This window comes from Streptomyces sp. NBC_01296, assembly GCF_035984415.1.
Taxonomy (GTDB): domain Bacteria; phylum Actinomycetota; class Actinomycetes; order Streptomycetales; family Streptomycetaceae; genus Streptomyces.
The window spans coordinates 217,753-240,149 of sequence record NZ_CP130720.1 but is presented as its reverse complement, the minus strand read 5'-3'; the positions used below and the strand labels follow the sequence as shown (position 1 = coordinate 240,149).

The 22,397-nt window shown below is 69.4% G+C and carries 25 protein-coding genes and 1 pseudogene; 13 read left to right on the top strand and 13 right to left on the bottom strand.

Annotated elements, in window-relative coordinates:
• Nucleotides 1-198: 198 nt before the first annotated feature.
• Nucleotides 199-555 carry an SsgA family sporulation/cell division regulator gene (locus OG299_RS01130; RefSeq protein WP_327360069.1) on the top strand — a complete coding sequence of 119 codons (357 nt, stop codon included), beginning with the start codon at nt 199-201 and terminating at the stop codon, nt 553-555.
• 382 nt (nt 556-937) lie between these two features.
• Here the strand turns inward: OG299_RS01130 and OG299_RS01125 are convergent, their stop codons facing one another.
• The 4 genes from OG299_RS01125 to OG299_RS01110 all read right to left on the bottom strand — a co-directional run bounded on the left by OG299_RS01125 (nt 938) and on the right by OG299_RS01110 (nt 2,913).
• Nucleotides 938-1,111: a CsbD family protein gene (locus OG299_RS01125; RefSeq protein ID WP_327360068.1), complete on the bottom strand. Its 174-nt coding sequence runs from the start codon at nt 1,109-1,111 to the stop codon at nt 938-940.
• 101 nt (nt 1,112-1,212) lie between these two features.
• Nucleotides 1,213-1,578: a PRC-barrel domain containing protein gene (locus tag OG299_RS01120; protein WP_327360067.1), complete on the bottom strand. Its 366-nt coding sequence runs from the start codon at nt 1,576-1,578 to the stop codon at nt 1,213-1,215.
• Nucleotides 1,579-1,970: 392 nt separating this feature from the next.
• Entirely contained in the window at nt 1,971-2,720 is a 750-nt protein-coding gene (locus OG299_RS01115; RefSeq protein ID WP_327360066.1) for a restriction endonuclease, read from the bottom strand.
• Nucleotides 2,721-2,724: 4 nt separating this feature from the next.
• Nucleotides 2,725-2,913 (bottom strand): hypothetical protein, encoded by a 189-nt coding sequence (locus tag OG299_RS01110; RefSeq protein ID WP_327360065.1) that lies wholly within the window; start codon nt 2,911-2,913, stop codon nt 2,725-2,727.
• A 182-nt stretch (nt 2,914-3,095) separates the two neighbouring features.
• Between OG299_RS01110 and OG299_RS01105 the strand changes: the two genes are divergently transcribed.
• The 5 genes from OG299_RS01105 (at nt 3,096) to OG299_RS01085 (ending at nt 8,980) form a co-directional block, all read left to right on the top strand.
• Complete coding sequence (locus OG299_RS01105; RefSeq protein ID WP_327360064.1) at nt 3,096-4,190, top strand: mechanosensitive ion channel family protein; 1,095 nt, start codon at nt 3,096-3,098, stop codon at nt 4,188-4,190.
• A gap of 91 nt (nt 4,191-4,281) precedes the next feature.
• Nucleotides 4,282-5,874, top strand: coding sequence for an FMN-binding glutamate synthase family protein (locus OG299_RS01100; RefSeq protein ID WP_327360063.1), 1,593 nt, complete (start codon nt 4,282-4,284; stop codon nt 5,872-5,874).
• A gap of 35 nt (nt 5,875-5,909) precedes the next feature.
• Complete coding sequence (locus OG299_RS01095) at nt 5,910-7,637, top strand: thiamine pyrophosphate-dependent enzyme (RefSeq protein WP_327360062.1); 1,728 nt, start codon at nt 5,910-5,912, stop codon at nt 7,635-7,637.
• A gap of 156 nt (nt 7,638-7,793) precedes the next feature.
• Entirely contained in the window at nt 7,794-8,162 is a 369-nt protein-coding gene (locus tag OG299_RS01090; protein ID WP_327360061.1) for a PRC-barrel domain-containing protein, read from the top strand.
• 368 nt (nt 8,163-8,530) lie between these two features.
• Entirely contained in the window at nt 8,531-8,980 is a 450-nt protein-coding gene (locus OG299_RS01085; RefSeq protein WP_327360060.1) for an SRPBCC family protein, read from the top strand.
• A gap of 128 nt (nt 8,981-9,108) precedes the next feature.
• Here OG299_RS01085 and OG299_RS01080 read toward each other — a convergent pair whose 3' ends face one another.
• From OG299_RS01080 to OG299_RS01070, 4 genes are all read right to left on the bottom strand, one after another.
• Entirely contained in the window at nt 9,109-9,510 is a 402-nt protein-coding gene (locus OG299_RS01080) for a cofilin family protein (protein ID WP_327360059.1), read from the bottom strand.
• Between the two features lie 580 nt (nt 9,511-10,090).
• On the bottom strand, nt 10,091-10,204 hold the full coding sequence (locus OG299_RS42585; protein ID WP_442817573.1) for an STAS domain-containing protein: 114 nt from the start codon (nt 10,202-10,204) through the stop codon (nt 10,091-10,093).
• Entirely contained in the window at nt 10,201-10,398 is a 198-nt protein-coding gene (locus OG299_RS01075; protein WP_327360058.1) for an STAS domain-containing protein, read from the bottom strand. The genes OG299_RS42585 and OG299_RS01075 overlap by 4 nt, the downstream gene beginning before the upstream one ends.
• Nucleotides 10,399-10,570: 172 nt before the next feature.
• The gene (locus OG299_RS01070) at nt 10,571-10,765 is read right to left on the bottom strand and encodes a hypothetical protein (protein WP_327360057.1); all 195 of its coding nucleotides are present in this window, start codon (nt 10,763-10,765) and stop codon (nt 10,571-10,573) included.
• Between the two features lie 202 nt (nt 10,766-10,967).
• Between OG299_RS01070 and OG299_RS01065 the strand changes: the two genes are divergently transcribed.
• Nucleotides 10,968-11,243 (top strand): isoamylase early set domain-containing protein, encoded by a 276-nt coding sequence (locus tag OG299_RS01065; protein WP_327360056.1) that lies wholly within the window; start codon nt 10,968-10,970, stop codon nt 11,241-11,243.
• A gap of 203 nt (nt 11,244-11,446) precedes the next feature.
• Here the strand turns inward: OG299_RS01065 and OG299_RS01060 are convergent, their stop codons facing one another.
• On the bottom strand, nt 11,447-11,860 hold the full coding sequence (locus tag OG299_RS01060) for an STAS domain-containing protein (RefSeq protein WP_327360055.1): 414 nt from the start codon (nt 11,858-11,860) through the stop codon (nt 11,447-11,449).
• An 805-nt stretch (nt 11,861-12,665) separates the two neighbouring features.
• On the opposite strand from OG299_RS01060, the gene OG299_RS01055 reads away from it, so the two are divergent.
• Entirely contained in the window at nt 12,666-13,304 is a 639-nt protein-coding gene (locus tag OG299_RS01055; protein ID WP_327360054.1) for a hypothetical protein, read from the top strand.
• A gap of 65 nt (nt 13,305-13,369) precedes the next feature.
• Nucleotides 13,370-14,448 (top strand): IS630 family transposase gene (locus OG299_RS42580; protein WP_442817468.1). Its coding sequence is split into 2 segments (ribosomal slippage): nt 13,370-13,871 and nt 13,871-14,448, totalling 1,080 coding nucleotides; the frame shifts between segments, so codons are not numbered across the junction.
• A 228-nt stretch (nt 14,449-14,676) separates the two neighbouring features.
• On the opposite strand, the gene OG299_RS01040 is transcribed toward OG299_RS42580, so the two are convergent.
• Both OG299_RS01040 and OG299_RS01035 read right to left on the bottom strand, forming a co-directional pair.
• Nucleotides 14,677-15,066, bottom strand: a complete 390-nt coding sequence (locus tag OG299_RS01040) for a hypothetical protein (protein WP_079403197.1) — start codon at nt 15,064-15,066, stop codon at nt 14,677-14,679.
• Nucleotides 15,067-15,486: 420 nt separating this feature from the next.
• Nucleotides 15,487-15,900 (bottom strand): annotated as a pseudogene (locus OG299_RS01035) (transposase); the annotation flags it as partial.
• 111 nt (nt 15,901-16,011) lie between these two features.
• Here OG299_RS01035 and OG299_RS01030 point away from each other — a divergent pair.
• From OG299_RS01030 to OG299_RS01015, 4 genes are all read left to right on the top strand, one after another.
• A complete protein-coding gene (locus OG299_RS01030; RefSeq protein ID WP_327360052.1) occupies nt 16,012-16,416 on the top strand; it encodes a PPOX class F420-dependent oxidoreductase in 405 nt (134 codons plus the stop codon).
• A gap of 819 nt (nt 16,417-17,235) precedes the next feature.
• A complete protein-coding gene (locus OG299_RS01025; RefSeq protein ID WP_327360051.1) occupies nt 17,236-17,733 on the top strand; it encodes a serine/threonine-protein kinase in 498 nt (165 codons plus the stop codon).
• 398 nt (nt 17,734-18,131) lie between these two features.
• Entirely contained in the window at nt 18,132-18,395 is a 264-nt protein-coding gene (locus OG299_RS01020; RefSeq protein ID WP_266659456.1) for a hypothetical protein, read from the top strand.
• Nucleotides 18,392-18,757 (top strand): hypothetical protein, encoded by a 366-nt coding sequence (locus OG299_RS01015; RefSeq protein ID WP_266659454.1) that lies wholly within the window; start codon nt 18,392-18,394, stop codon nt 18,755-18,757. Before OG299_RS01020 ends, OG299_RS01015 begins: the two co-directional genes overlap by 4 nt.
• Before the next feature lie 365 nt (nt 18,758-19,122).
• Here the strand turns inward: OG299_RS01015 and OG299_RS01010 are convergent, their stop codons facing one another.
• Complete coding sequence (locus OG299_RS01010) at nt 19,123-20,574, bottom strand: non-reducing end alpha-L-arabinofuranosidase family hydrolase (protein WP_327360050.1); 1,452 nt, start codon at nt 20,572-20,574, stop codon at nt 19,123-19,125.
• A 652-nt stretch (nt 20,575-21,226) separates the two neighbouring features.
• Nucleotides 21,227-22,126, bottom strand: a complete 900-nt coding sequence (locus tag OG299_RS01005) for a hypothetical protein (RefSeq protein ID WP_327360049.1) — start codon at nt 22,124-22,126, stop codon at nt 21,227-21,229.
• Nucleotides 22,127-22,397: the final 271 nt, after the last annotated feature.

The following is a 22,397-nucleotide window of genomic DNA, read 5'->3' as shown; positions in this document are numbered from 1 at the left end:
ACGGCCGGATGGACGGACCGGGCCGCGTACCAAAGGCCTTCAGACCGTGCGGCCTTCCCGGCCGATCCCCCGATCGAGCCGTGTGGCAGGTGTGAAGCGGGGCAGACGAGTGCCACCGTGCAGCCCAATCCCGGAGGCCTGTCGATGTCCTGTGTGTCTGCTTTGATCGCTGTCCGCCTCGACGCGGCGAGGGGCCGTGTGCCGCTCCTTGCCCGGTTCTCGTATGACGCCGAGGATCCGTACGTGGTTCAGGCCACGTTCTTCGACGGCCCCATAGTCCTGGCCCGTTGGCACTTCGACCGGCAGATGCTCGCCGAGGGGCTCCACCGCCCGGTGGGCGAGGGAGACGTCACGTTCAGCCCCCACAGGGCAGCCGGCCGCGACGACCTCCGCGTCGCTTTGCGGGGTCCCGGCGTGAAGATGCAAGAAAGTGCCGTCCTCTTCCTGGAAGCCCATGCGCTCACAGGCTTCCTGGAGCAGACGTACGCAGTCATCGGCGTGGGGGAGGAGTTCCTCGACTTCGACAAGCTCCTCGACCGGTTACTGGCCCGCTGACATGCAGCTGGTGAGGGCTTCCTCGGGTAGGTGGGTGCGCCAGGCAGGGTGAGCTGATTACGGTCCAGGGCTCGGGACGTGATGCCCCCGGGCAAGCCGGGGTTCTCGCACCCACAGCGAAGGACGACGCCACGTCGCCGCATGTCTACTGCGCTTCGGCCCTGCCCCAGCCGGGGGAACGAGGGGATCCTTCGCCGTAGGCCGGGTGCAGGATGGCAGATGAGGGCGGGCGATCTAGTCGCGAACGGTGCTCGCCGGCGGGATCTGAGTGCGACGGACCGGCCGGTCTCCCGTCGGTGCCGGTCGGTGGGTGCGGACGTGCCTCGGTCCCGAACCCTCGACGGGTTCGGGACCGAGGCACGCTCTCTGCGGAGCGGTCAGGTCACCGCTTGAACATGTTCTTGATCTTTTCCTTGGCCTGGCGGGCATCGCCCTTCGCCGCTTCGGCGCGGCCTTCAGCAGTCAGTCGCTCGATGCCCACCGCACGGCCGGCAGTCTCCTTGACCTTGCCCTTGGCCTGCTCGGCCTTGGCCCGGCCCTGCTCGTTCGTCGACACAGCTGATCACTCCCTGAGGATGCGGGAAATGCCTTGCTCTCCGCGTCTGACCCCGATCGCGCCCCGCAAACGTGGGCCGCGAGGGCAGCTCGGGAATCCGGTCAGGCGGGCGGGACGCCGAACGGCATGCCGGAGAGGTAGTGCGTGCCCACGGCCTCGCGATGGTCCGCGTTCCCGAGGTGCCCGTCGCGACGGAACTCCGGGGCGGTCTCGATCTGTTCCTTCGCACGGTCCACGTAGACCTTCTCCGCTGCGTGGTCGATGCGGGTCACCAGGCCGGCCGGCAGCAGTACGTCCTTGCCGAGGAGCCACATGCCGGCGTGGACGACCAGATAGGCGTCGGTGACCTCGTCGGAGTGCTTGTCGACCTTGCCGATGCTGCCGTCGAGCGCCTCGACCGCGTAGCCGGTGAGGTCGGCCGCGAGGTAGTCGACGCCGGCGCGGTAGGCCCAGACGTTCTCCGTCATGCGAAACAACTCCTTCGATTCCTTCGATCGGAACTGTGGGCCCTCCGGCCCCGTGGTCCCGGGTGCGGAGGGATCTGCGTCGACGGTGCGCCTGCCCGGAGACCCGTGCTTCCACGCCCCTGTGTGCGGGACCGTCGACCCACTCCGAGAAAGAAGTCCGCTCCGACCGTTTGGGTCGACGGAAACCGGCCATAAGGCTGGTCACGGGAGTCTGCGACGGTGAGCGGCGCGGGTTCCCCAGCGGACCCGGGCCGCGTGGTGGCATCCCCCCGCCATCACGCGGCCGGGCTCCTGCGTACCCCGGGCCCGTGCCACGGCTCTTCACGACCAGGCCTCTGCTTATAGCCCCGCCCGATCCCCCCTCAGTGCCCGGTGACCGGGCCGGCCCCCGCTCAGTGGCCGGCCCGGACGCCGTCGGTGGAGTCGTCGGAGTGGACGGTGTCCGATTCCCAGGGCGGCGGCCGTACGCCCGGCTCGGTCCAGGCCGCCAGGGCCTCGCCGTCGACACAGACGATGCCGCACGTGGCGGCGTACTCAAGGGCAGGCGCAGTGAAGTGGCCGGTGGTGACGATGATCGCGACGTCGGCGTCGTGGACGGCGAAGCACGTCCCGCCGAAACGCTGCAGGTCCTGCGAGCCGACCCGGTTGTCCTCGGCGTAGTGCTTGCACTGCACGATGACGCGTAGCCCGTCCGGGGTCGTGGCGATCACGTCGGCGCCCAGGTCGCCCGCGCCGCCCACCACTTCCACCGGGGTGCAGCCGTCGCGTACGCAGAGAGCGGCGATGGTGTGCTCGAAGCCGTCGGCATCGACCGCGGCATGGTCCAGCGCGTCGGCTCCCACATCCGGCAGATCCGTCCCGGGCCGCACGCCCGTAGCGGGGCGCACGCCCGGGTCGGGTGGTGCTGTGGGGCGAGGCCTGACGGGGGACACGCTCCATCCGGCGAACGCCACGCCGAGCAGCAGCACCACAGCTGCGGCCACGGGCAGGACCGGCATCCGCGTCCCGGCCGCCGAGGTGGCTTTGACGAAGACGGCCAGCCCGCCCACGGCCGTACCGGCGAGTCCCACGGCGAGCACCAGATCTCGCCCGAGCGTCGCGCGGCGCCGCGGGACTCCGCTCCTGCTTTCCCTCGACGCCATGGGGTCAGCGCCTACGGCCCCGGCCCCGTCCGCGGGCCGCCCACCCGTGGCCGGTGTCGGCGACGTGGAGCGCGAGCGCGGCGAGACCGATCAGCATGAAGTTGGTGGAGCTGAACACTTCGTTGGTGCTGATGGCGGCGGCGTTGATCAGGAACGCGATGAAGAACAGCACTGCGGCGGTGATGCCGAGCATGTCCATGCCCCTTTCGGTGGATGACGGCCGTGTTCCCCGGGCGGGCCGGATCATGAGTCGCTGCTCCAGCAGGACTTCGCTGTGCCGCGGAGAAACGGAAGCGAAACCAGACCTCCTGTGTCAGCGCCCTCCCAGCGGGCAGGGGCGTGAACGTCCATGTCACCTATATTCGACGAGGGGATATGAACAGCGCTCTTCGTGTGCTGACCGTCCTGGGCGGCTCTCTCCTGCTCACCCTCGCGGCCGGTTGGGTCGTCGACCTGCTGCTGCGCCGGGCCGACGCGCGTCACCCCGAGACGCCCCTGTGGAACCTGCTGCGCCGGTGCCGGCGCGCCCTGCTGATCGTGCTGTTCGCCGCACTGCTCAGGGGCGCCTATCGGCAGATCGCGTGGCCACCGCTGCACGACCACGCCGCCGCCCTGGGCCGGGCGCTCTCCCTCACCCTGATCGGCGCGGGGGCCTGGCTGCTCGTAGCCGTGGCCTCCGCCGTCGTCGAGTCGGGGTACGCCCGCTACGCCACCTCCACCCGCGACCCGGCCCGACTGCGCCGCGTCCGCACCCAGGTGACCCTGATCATGCGGGTGGTGACAGTCCTCGTGGCCGTCATCGCCGTCGCCGCGATGCTCGTCACCTTCCCGAGCTTCCGCGCGCTCGGCACCTCCGTGCTGGCCTCCGCCGGAATCATCGGAATCGTGGCCGGCGTCGCCGCCCAGTCCACCCTCGGAAACCTCTTCGCGGGCTTCCAGATCGCCTTCGGCGACATGGTACGCATCGGCGACACGGTCGTCGTCGCGGGCGAGTGGGGGGTGGTCGAGGACATCACCCTCACCTTCCTCGCCGTACGCACCTGGGACGAACGCCGCATCACCATGCCCGTTTCGTACTTCACGACCCGCCCCTTCGAGAACTGGTCGCGCGGCGGCATCCAGATGACCGGCACCGTCTTCCTCCACTGCGACCACCGCGCACCCGTGGACCTCATGCGTGACAAGGCCGAAGAGATCCTGCACAACTGCAAGGAGTGGGACGGCCGCGGCTGGGACCTCGTCGTCACCGAGACGACGCCTTCCACCATCGTGGTGAGGGTCATCGTCACGGCCAAGGACCCCGACGACCTGTGGACGGCGCGCTGCGCGGTACGGGAGCAACTGGTCGCCTGGCTCGCGGAGAAGCACCCGGATGCCCTGCCGCGCATCGTGCTGGACCCGGTGTCGGCACCGGTGCCGGGACAGGCGCCCGCGCCGGACGCCGCCGGAGCCGCGCGCGCCCGGCCGTAGGCGGCGGGGTGAACCACGCCTCCCACGTGCCGGCGCGGCCCCGGCACCCCCGGGAAGGCTTGGCACGCGGTCGTCGGGACACAAGCGGAACATGCTGAAGACACTCACCCTGATCCTGCCCGGCGCCGCAGCGGCGCTCGCCGCGGTCGCCGCCGTCCTCCTCTCGCCCTGGTGGTGGGCCGTGGCCGTACCGTTGCTGCTGCTCGTCCTGGTTGCCTCGTACGACCTGCTGCAACGCCGGCATTCCGTGCTGCGGAACTACCCCCTGCTCGGTCACCTCCGGTTCGCTCTGGAGGCACTGAGGCCGGAGATCCAGCAGTACTTCATCGAGCGCAACGTCGAGGGCCGACCCTTCGACCGCGACACCCGCAGCATCGTCTACGAGCGGGCCAAGGGAACCGACGCAGAGGAGCCGTTCGGCACCGAGCTCGACCTCCACCGGCCCGGCAGCGAATACCTCACCCCGTCCATGGCCCCGCACCCGGTACGAGCCGATCCGCCCCGGGTCCGCGTCGGCGGACCCGACTGCACCGCGCCGTACGACATGTCCCTGCTCAACGTCTCGGCGATGAGCTTCGGCTCCCTGTCCGCCAACGCCGTCCTCGCCCTCAACACCGGCGCGCAGCTGGGCGGTTTCGCCCACGACACCGGCGAAGGCGGCGTGTCCGAGTACCACTTGCGCCCCGGCGGGGACCTCGTGTGGGAGATCGGCACCGGGTACTTCGGGTGCCGTACCGACGACGGGGGCTTCGATGAGCGGCAGTTCGCCGAGATGGCCGCACAGCCGCAGGTCAAGTGCGTGTCGCTGAAGATCAGTCAGGGCGCCAAGCCGGGCATCGGCGGTGTCCTGCCCGGTGCCAAGGTGAACGCCGAGATCGCGCAGGTGCGCGGGGTGCCGCAGGGGGAGACCGTCGTCTCGCCGCCGTTCCACCGCGTGTACTCCACCCCGCGCGAGCTGGTGCACTTCCTGGCCCGCATGCGGGAGCTCGCCGGCGGCAAGCCCGTGGGGTTCAAGCTGTGCGTCGGCTCGCGCCGCGAGTTCCTCGCCGTGTGCAAGGCCATGCGGGAGGCGGACGTCACCCCCGACTTCGTCATCGTCGATGGGGCGGAGGGCGGCACGGGCGCGGCGCCCCTGGAATTCGCCGACCATGTCGGCCTGCCGCTCGGCGACGGCCTGATGACCGTCCACAACGCCCTCGTCGGCTCCGGGCTGCGCGACCGCATCCGGATCGGAGCCTCCGGAAAGGTCGCCACCGGCAGCGACCTCGTCAAACGGCTGGTCCAAGGCGCCGACTACACCAACTCGGCCCGCGCCATGATGTTCGCGATCGGCTGCATCCAGGCCCAGCGCTGCCACACCAACACCTGCCCCGTCGGGGTCGCCACCCAGGACGAGCGGCGCGCCCGGGCCCTGGACGTCGATGACAAGGCGCAGCGCGTACGGCGCTACCAGCAGGCGACCGTCAAGAGCGCGCTGCAGATCATGGCGGCCATGGGCGTCGACGACGTGCGCGGGCTGCGCCCCCACATGCTGCTCCAGCGGGTGGACCCGCACACCGTCCGCTCGTACGCCGAACTCCACGCCTGGCTCGCCCCCGGAGAACTGCTCGCATCGCCGCCCGAAAGCTGGGCAGCCGACTGGAAGGCGGCCGACCCCGACCGCTTCGCCCACTTCACCCGCTGAACCGGCCGCTGAACCGGCAAACGAAGGGCAGTCCCGTGGCACGCACCGTCGCCCACGTCATCGTCGACGCACTCGAAGAACTCGGCGTCCAGCACGTCTTCGGCGTCGTCGGAGACGCCTTGAACCCGCTGACCGAAGCCATCCGCACATCCATCGGCCTGAACTGGGTCGGCTGCCGGCACGAGGAGGCCGCGGCCTTCGCCGCCTCGGCGCAGTCCCAGCTCTCCGGGACCCTCGGGGTGTGCATGGGCACGGTGGGACCCGGATCCGTGCACCTGCTCAACGGCCTCTATGACGCCGCCAAGAGCCGCACGCCCGTCCTGGCCATCTGCGGCCAGGTCCCCCTCGCCGAGATCGGTAGCGACTACTTCCAGGAGGTCGACAACGACCTGCTCTTCCGCGACGTCGCCGTCCACCGGGCCACCGTCACCTCCCCGGACCAGATGCCGCGCCTGCTCGAATCGGCCGTACGCGCCGCCGTGACCCAGGGCGGAGTGGCCGTACTGACCGTCCCCGGCGACCTGGGCGATCAGGAGCTGAGCGACGACAGGCCCACGCGGTTCGCCCTCGACCGCGCCGTCACCCGGCCCGACGACCCGGCCCTCGCCCGGGCCGCCGAGCTGCTGAACGCCGCGTCCCGGGTGACCCTCCTCGTCGGCCAGGGCGCCCGCGAGGCCCGTACCGAGGTCCTGCGGACCGCCGAACTGCTGGCGGCGCCCATGGTGCTCACGCTGAAGGCGAAGGAGGGCTTCGAGGACGACAACGCCTTCCACGTGGGCCAGACCGGCCTCATCGGCAACCCCGCCGCCGCCCACGCGCTCGACAGCGGGGACGTGCTCTTCATGCTGGGGACCGACTTCCCTTACCGGGAGTGGTACCCGAAGGACGGCAAGGTGATCCAGGTCGACTCCCGCGAGGACCACCTGGGGCGCCGCACCCCCGTGGACGTCGGCCTGGCCGGTGACGTCGGCGCCACGCTGCGGGCCCTGCTGCCGCTGTTGAAGGCGGTCCCGGACCGTACGCACCTCGACGACGCCCGGGAGCGTTTCCTCCAGTGGCAGGAGGGACAGCAACGTCTGGCCGACCCCGCCCACGAGCACCGCTGGACCGGGAAGCTACGGGCCGCCCTGGACAACCGCGATCACGCCATCCGCCCGGAGGCGCTGGCCGCGGCGGTGGATGCCTACGCCGACGCCGACGCCGTCTTCACCTCCGACACCGGCATGGCCACCGTCTGGCTCTCCCGCTTCGTCGCCATGCACGGCGACCGGCGCCTGATCGGCTCGTACAACCTCGGCTCGATGGCCAACGCCATGCCCCAGGCCCTCGGTGCCCAGCTGTGGGCGCCCGACCGGCAGATCGTGGCGTTTTGTGGGGACGGCGGGCTGAGCATGCTGCTCGGCGACCTCATGACCATCAAGACCTACCGGCTGCCGGTGAAACTCGTCGTCTTCGACAACCGCCGCCTGGGCATGGTCAAGCTGGAACAGGAGCAGGCGGGCCTGCCCGAATTCGGCACGGAACTCGACAACCCCGATTTCGCCGCGGTTGCCACGGCCCTCGGCCTGACGGGGATCCGGGTCACCGACCCGGCCGAGCTCCACGAGAGCGTACGCCGGGCCTTCGAGACGCCGGGGCCGGTGCTGCTGGACGTGCTCACCAACCCGGAGGAAGTGGCCGTGCCCGGCAAACCGACCGTGGCCCAGGGCTGGGGTTTCGCCGTGGCCAAGGCCAAGGAGCTCCTGCCGGGCCGTGAGGGCTGACGGCCACCGTAGGACGCCGGTCAACCACGAAACGCCCGCGAGTACATCCGCCTTTTCCCGTAATGCAGTTGAAGGGGAAATTCGTACGTGTACAGAGGGAAGGTCGGGGCAGACGCCGTTCAATCCTTTCATTCAAACCGGAGGAGTTGTTTTCACGTGACCGAGCATGTGTGGAGTTACAAGTCGACGTCGGGCCACCTGGCCGGTACCGATCTCACCGGCTACAAGGTCGAGGCGGTCGACGGAAGCATCGGTACGGTCGACAAGCACTCCGACGAGGTCGGTGACGCCTACCTGGTCGTCGATACAGGTGTGTGGATCTTCGGCAAGGAAGTACTCCTGCCAGCCGGCACCGTGATCTCGATCGACCCGGAGCCGCGGACGATCCACGTGGAGCGCACCAAGGAACAGATCAAGGGCTCCCCGGAGTTCCACCGGGAAAAGCACCTCGGCGACGCGGGCTACCGCGAGCAGCTGGCCTTCTACTACGGCCCCGCCGGCCCGTTCGGCGGCCCGTTCGCCTGACCCGCAACCGGCAGTGAGGCGGCGTGATGTGCGGAAATCCGCCGCCGTGCCGGCAGCGGGGCACGACTCCTTGCAGCTCAACGCCATGGCCTTCGACGGCAGCGACCGCAACAGGTGTTGTGCCATCGTTGGGTCGTGCTGTGCCTGCTCGGTCGGGGCTCCCTGTAGCAGCCGTTCAGGGTTTCGCCCGGGCCGCCACTGCTGGGGTCTGCCGGGTCCGGGAAGTGGGCTCGTTCGGTGAGTCACTACCCGGTTGCCGGGGCAGGCGCGCGGTGAGCGGGCACGGATGCGGTGCCCCTTGCGGGCGTCGGGCAGGCCCGAGACCGCCCGGTTCCCGCTTCACCACCCCAGATCAAAGGAGACGCGTCATGTCACAGGTCAAGGAGTCCATCGAGGTCGAGGTTCCGGTCCGTACGGCGTATGACCAGTGGACACAGTTCGAGTCGTTCCCACAGTTCATGGACGGGGTGGAGCGGATCGAGCAGCGCACGGACACGCTCACGCACTGGGTGACGAAGATCAGCGGTGTCGAGCGGGAGTTCGACGCGGAGATCACCGAGCAGATCCCGGACACCAAGGTGGCGTGGGTGACCGTCGGAGGCGAGAGCGAGCAGTCCGGCCTGGTGACCTTCCAGCCCATCGATCCCACCCACACGCAGGTCACACTGATGATGGACTTCGACCCCGAGGGAATGGCGGAGAACATCGGCGACAAGCTCGGCTTCGTCGACCGGCAGGTCAAGGGCGACCTGAAGCGGTTCAAGCACTTCATCGAAGACCGCGGCTCGGCCACCGGACAGTGGCGAGGCCAGGTCTGACCCGGCTCCTAGAGCCGACCGGATGGACGTGTTCCGATTGAGGTGAAGGCTTGGCGGCCGCCGCGCAGTTACACCGCGCGGCGGCCGCGGTGGTGCTGGGCGCCCGGCCCCGGCAGCCGTTCAAGCCTTCAGCCGGCCAGGGCGACGAGCCGTTGATACTCCAGCTGCCCTGTCCGCCTGGCGGTGAGGTGGACCTGAACGTCGATGGGGAACTCCTTCAGCGCGGTGTACCCGGCCGTGTACGCCTCCTCCTGGCCACTGGCATCCGGCGGCATCCAGAAGATCAGCAGGTGCTCGTTCCTTCGCGTGCCCTCCGCACTGGCGAAGGACAGCTCATGGACGACCAGCCGCGGCTCGTCCGCAGGCAAGGCCTGCAACAGCTCGTCATGGGTCAGGTTGCCCGCAACCTCCGGGACCAGGACACCCGGCACGTCCCCGTAACGGAGGATCACGGTGTTGATCTCCCGCGTCTCCCTCAGATGCTGCAGGGCAGCAAGGCTGCCTTCCGAAAGACCGACCGGTCTGCTCACAGGGGTCTCACCTCGGTGGTCAGGGCCTGGCAATCAAGGCCGGCGCCCCGGAAGGCCGACTGCGCCTGGCCCGCGGGCGTTCGGGCGGGTGCCGGTGGGTCGTTGGTCAGGTGTGGATGTGGCTGTTGGTGCCGTCGTGGTGGTCGGCGTGTTCGTCGTTGAACCAGTAGTCGCCGGCGGCGAGGTAGCGGAAGGAGTGGGTGCTGTGGGCGGGGAGGGTGACGGTGGCGGCGCGGGTGCCGTCGCCGCGGGGCTCGAGGGGGTGGGCGGCGGGTTCCAGTGGTTGAAGTCTCCGACGACGCTGACCGGCCCGTCCGGGGTGTCGGCGGGGAGGATGAAGGTGACCTGGGTACGGCCCTTGGCCTGCTTGCGTTCGAGCACAGAAAACTCCAGCGGCGAAGAATTTCGGGGAATGAATCCGTGCATCATGGCGCGTACGCGAGCCGGGTTCCGCGGTACACGGCCGTGGGTAAGGCAGAGGTCACCCGCCCGGTCGCCGGGGCAGCCTGGGTTCACGCCACGTCGTCGGGACGCCATCGGGCGCGAGGCAGTAGGGCCAGGCCGGCCGGGGAGCGGCTGGTCAGGTGTCCGTGACCGGGAACAGCTGGTCGGTGCCGGTGACTTCCAGGAGGCGGGTGACCTGCGGGGACGGGGCGTGCAGGCGGATGGTTCGGCCGTGCCCTTCGGCGGTCAGGCGGGCCTGGAGGAGGGCGTTGAGGCCGGAGGATCGCAGAAGGTGAGCTCGGCCAGGTCGACGACGATCTCGCCCGGGCAGTCAGGCCGCGTGATCACCGATTCAAGGGCTTCATACAGCAGGGGTGCCCAGTCGATGTCCATTTCGCCGCCGACGCGCACGACGACACTGCGCGGTGCGCTTTCCACCTGCACGCGCCGGATTGGGACCGACGGGCTCCCCGGGCCTATACCCGTCCTTCGTGCGCGGGGTTCACGCTCTCGCCGGGACACAGCCAAGGTCTGCCTGCAGGCGTGACAGAGCCGGGCCGGGGTGCCTCGGGGCGCCTGGCCGGGCTCTGCCTGCGTGGGGTTCTGTGCTGTGCTGTCAGAAGTCCTCTTCGCGCAGGTCGCGCTCCTCGCGGAGCGGGTCGTCCTCGCGGCACTTGATCTCATCAGGGCTCTTGCCGCGGGACGGGGCGCCGGGCTCGGGGTGGACCGGGTCCTGGCCGGGCCTGTGAGGACGCTGCTGCTCCTCGCGGCCCTTGCCCGGCTCCTGGCGCTTGTCCTGCATACCGCCCATGACGGCGACTCCCTTGCTGCGCGGGGTACGGATTCCTGCCGCCCACGCTGACACGAAGCGTCACGTTTCGCACCATTTCGGATACGGATCGTGGCGGGAGGGTGATGCGTAGCCGGGAGCGGATGCGCCGGAATGCGGGCTGCGGGTCCGGTGCGCAGGATGGGCGTACTCCATCCGCCCTTCCGTCAGGAGCCGATTCCCCATGCTGGAGCGCTTGCTGCGCAAGGACCGCACCGAGGTCACCTTCATTCTTCCCGCTGACATTCCGCCCGGGCCGGTCAGCGTGGTGGGCGACTTCAACGACTGGCAGCCCGGCGTCCACACCCTGCAGTCACGCAAGGACGGAAAGCGGGCTGTCACGGTCGAGCTGCCACCTGCGAGTACGCACTCCTTCCGGTACCTGGCCGCAGGGGACTACTGGTTCAATGACGAGAGCGCCGGAGACCAGGACGGCCCCAACAGCTGCCTGCACACCTGACAGCAGCGGCCCGCAGACAGGCCGTGCATTTCGGCTGCACCAGGAGCCATGCGCCCGGTGACGGCTGTCAGCCGTCCCCGGCAGGACCGTTTCCAAGGAAGTATCGGGCAATCCCCATGGTCCGGCGCGGTGGTGGATGCCCGGCTCTTGTCCCGGTGGATGGCGGCCCGTCGGGCGGGGCTCTCACGCGTAGGCTGGGGTGTTCAGCATTGGTAGGGTGCGACAGCTGCGACGCGGGCGCCGGCGAGGCTCGAGGGCGAACGCAGTTGCACGGAGACCGGGTGGGGAGCGGCCTGTGCTGGCCGGGTGCGGCGGCGGAGGAGGTGGCGGCTGGAGGTGAGGGTGAGCAGCCGTGTGGGCTGCCGCTGGAATCCGCTGATGTCCAGGAGTACTGCGCGCTGTTGGAAGTCGCGGTGGAGGTCGAGCAGCAGACGCAGCGCGATGACCTCCATGAAGGACACGCCGGCAAGGTTCAGGTGCAGGGGGGCTTGGTTGGCCGCTGCGGTGGTGATGGCTTGTCGCAGGGCCGGGCAGGTGTCCATGTCCAGCTCGCCGGTCACCGTGATGACGGTGCCCTTCGGATCGTGGCTCATGGTGACGAGAATTGCGTCGTTCATGGTTCGCCCCGTTCAGGGGTCGAGCCCATCACGGTCGCCCGCCGATGCGGGCAAGGTGGCCGTTGAGCACGCGGCATAGGGCCGCGAGCAGCCGAGCGAGACCGCCCGTGCCCGTCAACTGGCCACCGAACGGGGGCGCCAGGGCGGCACAGGGTCTCCCACCAGACCAGGCTGGTTGTCCCCCCACTGTCCCAGGCGCCCGGGCCGCAGTCCAGACGACGTGGAACCCCGGTGCGGCAGCGCTCACGCACCGGGCGGGACCATCGGCGAGCAGCCGTTCGGCCGGGTGCTGCTGGTGGGGCTGGCGGCGATGGCGCTGTGGCGCCTGTCCGAGGCCGTCTTCGGACAGGCGCCGGCAGGCGGTGATCGAGGGAGGAGAGGGTCGGAGGTCAGGGCCGGGGGCTGGCGCCGGGGCGGCGCCGGCCTGAAGAGGCCCCCTCCGTACGCGAGACGGGCCGCTGCGGAACATCACTGGATCTCGACATGAGATCGGCCTCCCCCGGAGGATGAGGGGAGGCCGATCTGTACGGGGCTGTGCGCTGCGGCTGGTTTAGATGGCGGCGCTGGCTGTGACGGCGCGATGAGCGCGCCAGGTCCAGGCGCTGGTGCTGTCAGTTCTCGCCGTGGTGGTCGCCTCGCTACTTGGCCTCTGACCTGCGGTCTGTGAGGCTGCGGAGCGTCAATGACGTTCGTGGAGAAGAGGGTCTTTACGCTCCGGCTACGCCTGTTCCGTCCTTGAGACGATCAGCCGGCAGGGCTCACACTCGGTGTCATGTCACGAGGTGGGGTGCGGGTACGGGCCGGCATGGCGCTGGCGACGATGCTGATGGTGTCGGTGACGGCATGTCAGGATGGACTGTCCTCAGCAGACCCCTCCGGGGGCTCATCGGGCGGTTCTCCGGCTCGATCCTCGGCCGGTTCCGCAGGTGGTTCCCCGTCCCAGGGCAACGGGCGTGGTACGGAGTCCACGGCGACGCCCTCGCTACCGGCGCACAAGAGCCCGGGCACGCTTCCGGTCAAGCCGCCGGGCGAGCAGGATCTGAAGGCCAAGCCCTCCCAGCCGCCCGGGAGCGGCGACCAGATCAAGCCGTTCGAGGAGGGCCTGAAGGGCAACATCTTCATCCCGGGTAGCCTGCGGCCCGGCAGGCCGACGAAGGTCGGGGACGAATTCCTCACCTGCGGGACTCTCAACCCTGGGGGCGGCATCTACGTGTCCCCTGTGAAGGAGAGGGCATCCTTCAAGGCGTACGCGGTCCTCGCCGAATTCGCCTATCCGGAACTGAGGCCCGAGTACGGAACGCGGCCGGAACGCACGAATCAGAAGGCTGCGCCGGGCGTCGTGGTGACCCCCGCCTCGGGGACCATCGAGAAGGGCGGGAAGGTGGCGATCCGGCTCAGTGGCACCTTCTGGCTGGGCGACAAGAAGTTCTATCTACTGACTTGAGCTCGTTGGGGTGAATCGTTGCGATGTTCCTGATGGGTGTGGGTGGGTGACTGTATTCGTGGTGTGTGAGATATGCGGATGGGGGAGGGCTGACTCCGACAGGACGTCAGCGGCGCGAGACGGTACGGATGCAGGCGGCTGAACTGTTCGAGCAGAAGGTCAAGCCGTCGGAAGTCGCACGGCGGCTGCGGGTGAGCGTGAAGTCGGCTTATCAGTGGCACCAGTTGTGGCGGGACGGCGGTGTTCAGGCTCTGGCTTCCCGCGGTCCGAGCGGGTCGCGGTGCCGTCTGTCCTCGCGGTGTCTGGAGAAGCTGGCCGTGTATCTGGAGGAGGGGCCGGCCGCGCACGGCTGGGTGGAGGACCAGGTGTGGACCGCGTCGAGGGTGGTCACGCTGATCGGCAGGAAGTTCCACATTTCCTACAGCGTCTCGGGTGCCACCCGGTTGATGCACCGGCTCGGGTTCTCCCCGCAGGTGCCCGCGCGGCGGGTCGCCGAACGCGACGAGCAGGCCGTGAGCACGTGGCGGGAGGCGACCTGGGCGGAGGTAAAAGGGCCCGGGCGGCCTGCGGGGGCTACGTCTGCTTCGAGGGCGAAGCCGGCTTCACCCGACGGCCGCCCCGGGGACGGACCTGGGGCCGGCGCGGCATCACGCCGGTCGTGACGGTCAGCGGGCGCCGCTCGGGACGGCTGTCGGTGGCCGGCCTGATCGCGATGCGGCCCGGCTCCCGGACTCGGCTGTGTCACCGCCTGCGGACCCACCCCGCCGGCAACGGAACACGTCGCAGTATGGGCGAGCGGGACTTCATCGCTCTGCTCGACGGAGTCCATCAGCTGGTCAGGGCGCCGATCGTGCTGGTCTGGGACCGGCTCGACACCCACGTTTCCCGCAGGATGCAGGAATTCGTGGCAGAGCGTGAGTGGCTGACGGTCTTCCTGCTGCCCGCCTACTCACCCGACCTGAACCCGGTCGAGGGCGTCTGGGCACACGTCAAACGCAGCCTCGCCAACCTCGCCGTCATGGCACTCGACCGCCTCGAAGCACTCGTCCGCAACCGGCTCAAACGCCTTCAATACCGGCCCCACACCCTCGACGGCTTCATAGCTGGCACCGGCCTCGCCCTCGACGCACCAGCCTCACCTTGAAAAGCCGAAGTCAGTAACGCTAAGGATTGATCTTGAACGGTGGCGGGCCCCCGGCGGTCAACCGCCGGGGGCCCGCCACTTTGTCCTCCAGCAGTGGCGGGGGCTCCGTCGCACGCCACCACCACGCTCACCTGCTCGCCGCCATCGTCGAGCTCGGCGGTGAGCTGGAGCTCCCAGCTACCCGTAACGGGCGCTTCAGGGGCGCGGTCATCCCAGAAGGCTGCGCGGTCAGCGCCGGCCGCCGCCGATGCGGCGGTCGTCGGCCAGTGCGGTCAGCGGGCCGAACTCGCGGGCAAGCTGGTTCCACGTCAGAACCTCGCCACAGCGGGCCGGGAACTCCTTCGGGTTGAACTCGGGCATGGTCCAGGTGCCAGTGCCCCGGTCCCGCAGCCACAGGTCCCCGTCACCGTCGACCACAGTCGGCGGGACCGGTACGGGCTCGGCCTGATCGGTGGGCTCCCAGGTGACCCGGCCCGGGTGGGAAACGCGGCGCAGCTCGGTGGTGGCCAGCCGCGCGGCCAAGTCACGGGTGGACTCTTCGGCGTCCTTGACCGACGCGAGTCGGAATGCGTCGTCAAGTACGGGCAGGGCTGGATTCTTGCTGCGCTTTGAACTCATACGCTGACTACCTCCGGTGGGGGGCGTCACATCCGTTATGGCACCCCGTAGAGGAACACGGTATCCGAGGCGGGAGCCGGGCTGGCTACGACCACTGTCCAGGTGGAGGCGCTGGCACACCGGGCGGCGAGCTCGGCGAAGAGCGGCTCCAGGTCGGGTCGAGGAACCGTTTCACCGCTACTTCGCTGCACGCCGATGACGGGCGTGAGCCGCATCGTCGTGGTCACGCCCGGTTCAACGGCGCCCGGGCCGTCCGGGTTACCCACGAGCGTGGCGGAGTTCGCGGAGGGCGGTGCGGGCCGCCCCACCCGCCCGCTGCGGCTGAGGCCGATGTCCGGGTGCCCGCCCAGCCGGACGGTGGCGGGTGATCCCCACCCTGCCCCGCTACGCGGTACTCAGAGGTCGTTTTATCCCTCTGTTTTATCCCGGGATCTTCTGTTTGGTCTGGTGTGTCGGGTCGCGCCAGGAGATGGTGTTCTCGCCGGTTAGGCGGCGGGCCATGAGGTCGGTCATGGCGATGTGGATCACGGCTTCGGAGCGGGTGGGGAGGGTCTCGTAGTCGCGGGCCAGGCGGCGGTGGAGCATGAGCCAGCCGTAGGTCCGCTCGACCGCCCAGCGCTTCGGGATGGGAGTGAACCCCCTGGTCCCGGGCTTGCGGGCGGTGATCTCCATGTCGATGCCGAGGGCCGCAGCATGCTCGACGAGGTGCTGGCGGTAACCGCCGTCGACCCACACCTTGCGGATGCCGGGGTGGCCGGCGGCGACCTGGTCGAGTAGCGCAGTGCCGGCGACGGAGTCCTGCACGCTGGCCGCGGTCACCAGCACCGCGAGGAGGGCGACGCGCGGTGGGCGAATGCCCGTGGTGAGTGGTGCGTTGGCGCAGTATCGGGTAAGCGTACGGCCCCGGCCCGTGCAGGGGTCATCCTGACTCAGGGAGAGAGCACCATGCCCGCCGAACTGTCCGACAGGCTGAAGACGCTCCTGGACTCGCCCGTCTTCATCACCGTTGCCACCATCCAGCCAGACGGCAGCCCACAGGTGTCCCCCGTGTGGGTGAAGCGGGACGGTGATGCTGTGCTGTTCTCCACGACTATCGACCGTCAGAAGTACAAGAACCTCACCCGCGACCCCCGGGTCAGCGTCGTAGTGCAGCCCGCCGACGCGCCGTATACATACGCCGAGATCCGCGGCATCGCGGAAGTGACCGCCGACCCCGGCCGCGAGCTGATCGACGAGTTGTCGCTCAAGTACACCGGCAAGAGGTACGCGGAATTCAACCCGGCGTCGGTCAACGATGCCGACCGCGTGATCGTGAGGATCAAGCCGCACAAGGTCGTGGGAGGCCTCTGACGGCCCAGTGCGGGCATCAAAGTCACGAGATAGGCGGTGCCGAGGGCGTGGGCTCTACCAAGGCTCAGAAGGTCACTGCCTTCGGATGCGGTGAGTGAGCATGCTTCCCGTCCGAGGAACTGGCCGTCCCCGATAACCGCCGCAACCCACGTGACCACGGCCCTAACGGACCGGTCTTCCTCCGCTTCGGCCGTGCCCACGCGCATGCGCTGCGCGACGCGATCGGCAATCCCCGCCGCGACGCCGCCCCCGCCCGCCGAGCGGAGCAGATGAAGGCGCAGCAGGCGGAGTACCAGGAGCAGCTGCGCCGCGCGACGGAGCAGAAGGGGGCCGTCAACGGCGCGGCAGGACGGCGAATCCCGTGTTCGTGGGGGTCGCGGCGGACGATGTGCATGTCAATGTCCACAAAGCCGTTGGGCAGCCCGCCCTCTTCCCCCAGCCCGCCACCCACCGGGGCCGACTCGACTCCCGCGCCATCCCCGCTGTTTTGCCCGAGCACTGGCACCCCCGCTCGATGAACTCAACGCGCCGAGACGGCAACTGCGGCGGGACGCGGCGATCCGCCTCGTCCAGATGGCCACCGGCCGTTCCCGCCGCTCCGCCGCCCTCTACCTCGGAATCCCCCTGGGATCGCATCGGTACGCCGTCGTACATGTTTTCGGGGCAGGCCCGCGGCGACGCGGAGATCGACTCCCGCAGCGACCTGTACTCGCTGGGCTGCCTGCGGTCCGAGCTGCTGACCGGCGCGCCGCCCTTCGCGGGCGGCGGATGGCCGGTGCTCACCCAGCACCTTCACCGGGTGCCCGCGCGGTCCGCTCCTTGCGGCCTGAGGTACCCGTCGAGCTCGAGCGGCTGGCGGCGGAGCTGCTGAGCAAGGATCCGCAGCAGCGGCCCGCGAGCGCGGCAGCCGTTGCCCGGCGACTCCAGGCCCTTGCGGCTTCCTTGCGGGTCGCCGAGGCGACCGTCGCCATCACGGCGGGCGCCGGCACGCGGCCCCGGACGGGTCTCGCTTCGAGAGTGGTCACGCCGACCGAAGGCGTACCTCGGCGCCAGGCCGACCGGGGATCGCGGCCGACGGCCTGGCGGGCCGGGGCCGGGACGGCCGCCCTGGTCGGCGGACAGCTGGCGGCCTTCACCGCCTTCCCGGACACGGCAGGCGCTCTGCTGGGTGTCCTGGCCAGCGGCTGCGTCGCGGCCAGCTCCCGGCTGGAGGCACGCCACGACGACACCCACGGCGTGGACAGCGGGCAGAGCGTGGTCGGGGTGTTCGTGGCGCTGATGATCGCCTCGGTGACCATGGTCTTGCTGTGGGGGTGAGCGCGATGCGGTGGTGGGCCGCGGTCCTCGTGGGCATGGTGACCGGGCCGTTGCTCGTGACGGCCGCGGCCGGCGTGCGGGCCCTGGTCGAGCAGGTGCTGCACCGCGGCGGGTAAGAGGCCGAGTTCGCTTCCACCGCCGGTCTACTCAGCGGGTCCCTGTGCTGTGCGCTCGTTGCCCACGAGCCCAAGGACCTGTCGGGGGCATCATCGCGGCCGGAATCGGCGCCTGGGTCGCAAGCAGCCTGGCCGTCGGGGTGCTGTTGCCCTCCTCTAGGCCCGGACTAGCAGCAGTTCCAGTTTCGAGCTGCGGGAGTCGTTCGGCTGCGCGAAAGGGCGCTGCCCCCGGTTCCTCCTTTTGCTAGCGGTTGGTATCAGCGGCTAGCTATGGTGGTGGGTATGGGAAAGCAGACGAACATCCGACTGGACGAGGGCGTCAAGGCGGCCGCGGAGGAAAGGGCCAAGCGCCGCGGTTTGAGCCTGCAGGGGTACGTGGCCGATCTGATCGAGCAGGACGTGAAGGAGTCACGCGCCGCCTTCATGGCCGGCGCCTCGGCTTTCCTGGCCAGCTACGCCGACCGGTTCGAGGCGGAATTCGGTGAGGACCGGTACCCCGGCCTGCCGGCAGGACAGGCAGAGACCGCGCCGAGGGACGCCGCGTGAACCTCCGGATCGACCTCGCCTGGATCTTGGCAGTGGCCCAGCAGATACCAGGGGATCCCGAGGTCGTCGACTACGGGGTGCCGGTCGCGGCAGAAGCACGTCATCGTGCGGAGGTCCTCGACCACGAGGTCTACCCCGAGCCTCACCACAAGGCGGCGGCTCTGCTGTGCGAGCTGGCCAGAAACCCCAGCCTGGAGGTGAGGAACCTGCTGTTCGCAGCCACGGTGACCGCGGCCTACCTGGCGGCGTGCGGTTTACCTGTGAGCCCCGGCCTGGACACCGTGCTCCCCCTGACCCGCGCGGCACGGGACGGGCTCCCGGTGCGGGAGGTCGCCGCTCAGCTCAAGGCTTGGACGAGCTGATCCACCCGCCACGACCCACGGTCTGCGGGGCGGCGTAGGTGAGGGCTCACGGGGAGGAGATCGCGGTCGAGGGCGAGGCGGGCTGCGTCGGATGGGCCCTGTGGTCCGGGTACACGGACGCGGGGCTGGTCCTGTCACTGATGGCCAGCGCCGTGGTCCTGAACAGCCTGTGGCGCTCGGGCACCCTGGACCGCGCCCCGCCGCCCAATGCGGACGGGACACAGGATGAGGAACCCCAGCCGATGCGCGGCTGGGGTCCTCGGTGCGGTGAGTATCGGTCAGCAGGTGAAGTTGCCCACGCCGTAGACAGCTCGTCTACGTGTCGGCGGACCGCACCCCATTGCGATCACCGTGGATCAGGCGGGTCAGCGCTGCAGGGTGAGCAGGCCCGGCCGGTACGGCAGTTTCAGGTAGTCGGTGCCCGCCGGTGTGTTGGTGGGGAGGCCCTGGTAGAGGAACTGCAGGTTGCAGGGATCGATGGTCTTGGTCTGGTCTGGGTTGTTGCGGACCAGGTCGCCGTGACTGACGCCCTTGGCCCAGGTGGAACCGCTGTTGGCCTGGCCCGCGAAGGGGCTGCTCTCGCTGCCGGCCTGGACGGCCCACGGACCGTCCAGGCTGGAGGCGGTGAACGAGCGGAAGTAGCGGTTCGTACCCTGCGCCTCAACGATCATGAGGTACTGGTTCTGGCCCTGGACCTTGTAGACCTCCGGCGCCTCGAACAGAAGGTCCGTTGTGTCGCTCATGACCGTCGTGTACGAGGAGCCGAAGCTGCTGGGGAAGTTCCCGATCGGCATGCTGGCCCGGTAGATCTTGCCGTTGTCGGCGGCGAAGAACAGGTACATGTTCTGGCCATCGGCGATCATGGTCGGGTCGATCGGGGCGTCCTTCTGGCCCTGGGGGTCGACGGGGAGGCTGCCGGTGAACAGCGGCTGCGAGGCGGACCAGCCGTTGGGGTTGGTGGGGTCGCTGGACGTGCGGTAATAAAGCGGCCACTGACTCCACTGGGACACCATCACCCAGACGTTCTTGGGCGCGAAGTAGAACACTTCGGGCGCCACCGCGGGATCGTTCATCCCCGTCTGGGTGGCCGTCGCCATGTCCGACCAGTTCGTGAAGGGACTGAACCCCGTCGAGCCCCACGACGTTCCGTTGGAGGTCGTCCCGTAGACCAGGTGCTTGCCGTTGTACGTGGTGGTGCTGAAGTCCTTCAACGCGACCTGCCCGTTCGCCGGCTCCGCCAGCGGGCCCGTCGATGTCCAGCGGTAGGTCGACGGAAGAGCGCACGTGCCGGTGCCGGTGCCGACGTCGGCGACGGGGACGAGCTGCCACTGCTGGTTGCCGCCGCCCCAGTCGGCGTACTGGACGATCTTGCCGCCGTCGGCGGTGGAGGCGCTCTGGACCTCGAGGGCCTTGCTGCTGTGGCGGTTCAGGAGGCGGACGTAGCCGCCGGCGGAGTCGGCGAGGCGGAACTGCTGGTTGGTCGCGTTGAGGTCGCTCCACTGGACGACGTCGGTGCCGTCGGCCGAGGACCAGTTGTAGTCGTCCAGGACCTTGCCGGAGTTACGGTTCTGCAGGCGGTAGTAGCCGCTGCCGGAGTCCAGGAAGCGCCACTGCTGGACTTCGTTGCTGGAGCGGGTCCACTGGACGACTGGCGAGCCGTCGGCGGTGGCGAAGTTGTAGTCGTCCAGCGCCTTGCCGCTGTTGCGGTTCACCAGCACGTACCACTTGCCGGTGTCGACCGAGGCAGCCGAGGCGGACGACGGGTTCACCATCGCCAGGAAGCCGGCCACGAAGACCATCGAGAGCAGGGCGGCCATCCGCGGCCGCCATCCTCGCCGTGTCGAGGTTTGCGGAGCTGTACCGAGAGCGTTCATCTGCACCCTCCTACGGGCGACTTGGGCAGGGGTCGGTCCTTCTCGGTGCGTGCGTGCGGACCGGCACGTCCGAGGCGGCGGCAAGACGTGACCCCTGCGGGGTGGGGACACCGGATCTCCGACGCATTGTTAGCGCTAACAATTTGAAAGTCGAACATCTGGTGTGTTCACGGAGAAGACCATGGGGCATGAGAGGTCGTCAAGTACCGTGCCGCAATCTGTCCGTTACTGAAGCGCCATCAGAACCTCTTACCTGTCAGAGTTGTTGACGGCATTGGTGTGAGCGCTCACACTCTTCGGCGCGGGCGGCCGTTACTCACTCCATGACAGTGAGCGGGAACGGCAGAACACCGCCCTGATCTGCGCCTCAGCCCAACACCAAGCAGTAACCCCGGCGTCGACGGCCTGGTCGTCAAAGCCCTCAACCAGCGCTACCGGCCTGGAGCCCGCGACCGCGCCTGGACCAAGATTCGCCGCAGAAACACCACCGAAGTGTCGTCGGCGTGCAAGTGAACGTGCACCAGCGCGTACGGATGAAAGTGCACCGTTCTTGATGCGGTGAAGCGGGTGTCGCGGGACTCTGCTGTCGTCCTGTTCAGGGTCGGTGGAGGGCGGCGAGGGTGGTCTTGGATCCGCATCGCTGGTTGAGGCGGGGGACCGTGGCCGCAGGGCGTCCTGGCGCTAGGTTCTGCCGCTTGCGGAGGGTGGAGGCCCGCCCGGTGCACCAGCGGGAGCAGTACATGCGAGGGCGACGGGCGGAGGCGGGCAGCGGCTGGGCGCAGACCGGGCAGTGGCCGGCTTCGATGACGGGGGCCAGGCGCTCAAGGAGCTCGCGGGCCTGGCCCTCTTCCTCCTGTCCTTGCGGGATGGCGTCGGCCTGGCAGCCGGCGAGGAGTTCGGCGACGACGGTGCGCAGGGTGGGCAGGTCGCGGCGGCAGGTGCCCAGGAGGCTGAGGTACTCCTCTACGGGCCAGCAGGCGAGGACGCCGGAGCGGGTGAGGTAGAGGCCCAGGGTGTCGATCCGGTAGCGGTCGGCGGTGTCGAGGAGCAGGTAGCCGATCAGCTGGTTCGCGGTCTGCTTGGACAGTCCCCGGGCGAAGGGGTGCTTGGTGCTCTTGAAGTCGAGCAGCAGGCCGTCGACCACGAGGTCGGCGTCGGCGGTGATGTTGACGCCCGGGAAGGTGGGCCCGCCGGTGCAGTCCTGGGGCCGGGTGCGGGCGCGCAGCGCCTCCAGGGGACCGGTGGTGGCCAGGTACAGCTGGTGGACGACGTCGTCGACCATGTCCTGGTTGGGGAGCTGCAAGAGCCGGTCGAGGGTGAAGCCGCCGGGGTCCTCGAGCGCGGTGAGGTACAGCTGGGTGTAGGTGAATCCGTACGGGTTGCGGGCCATCACCTGGTACCAGGCGCCGGCGAGCAGCATGCGGGCCAGGTCCTCCTCCTCGTCGTGGGCTCGGTCCATCGACAACGCGCGGTTGTCGAGGTCGAGGCGGTGCACGGTCTCGGCCAGGCGCGCGGCGAGCTCGTTGCCGACCGCGCATCCGGAGCCCCGCTCCCCGGCCGATGCCGCCGGTGAGGTCGATCCCGGCCTCCGTGGCCAGGTCCACGGGTGCGGCCGTCGTGAAGGCGAGGCGTAGTCGCTGGTCGATTGCGGTGCCGACGTTGCCGGCCTCGGTGCCGACGCCGGGCCCGGGCAGCAGAAGGTGGGCGGTTTGGTGCTGGGCGCGGAAGGAGTCGCGCAGCGGCCGTGGGCCGGCTGACAGTTCGCG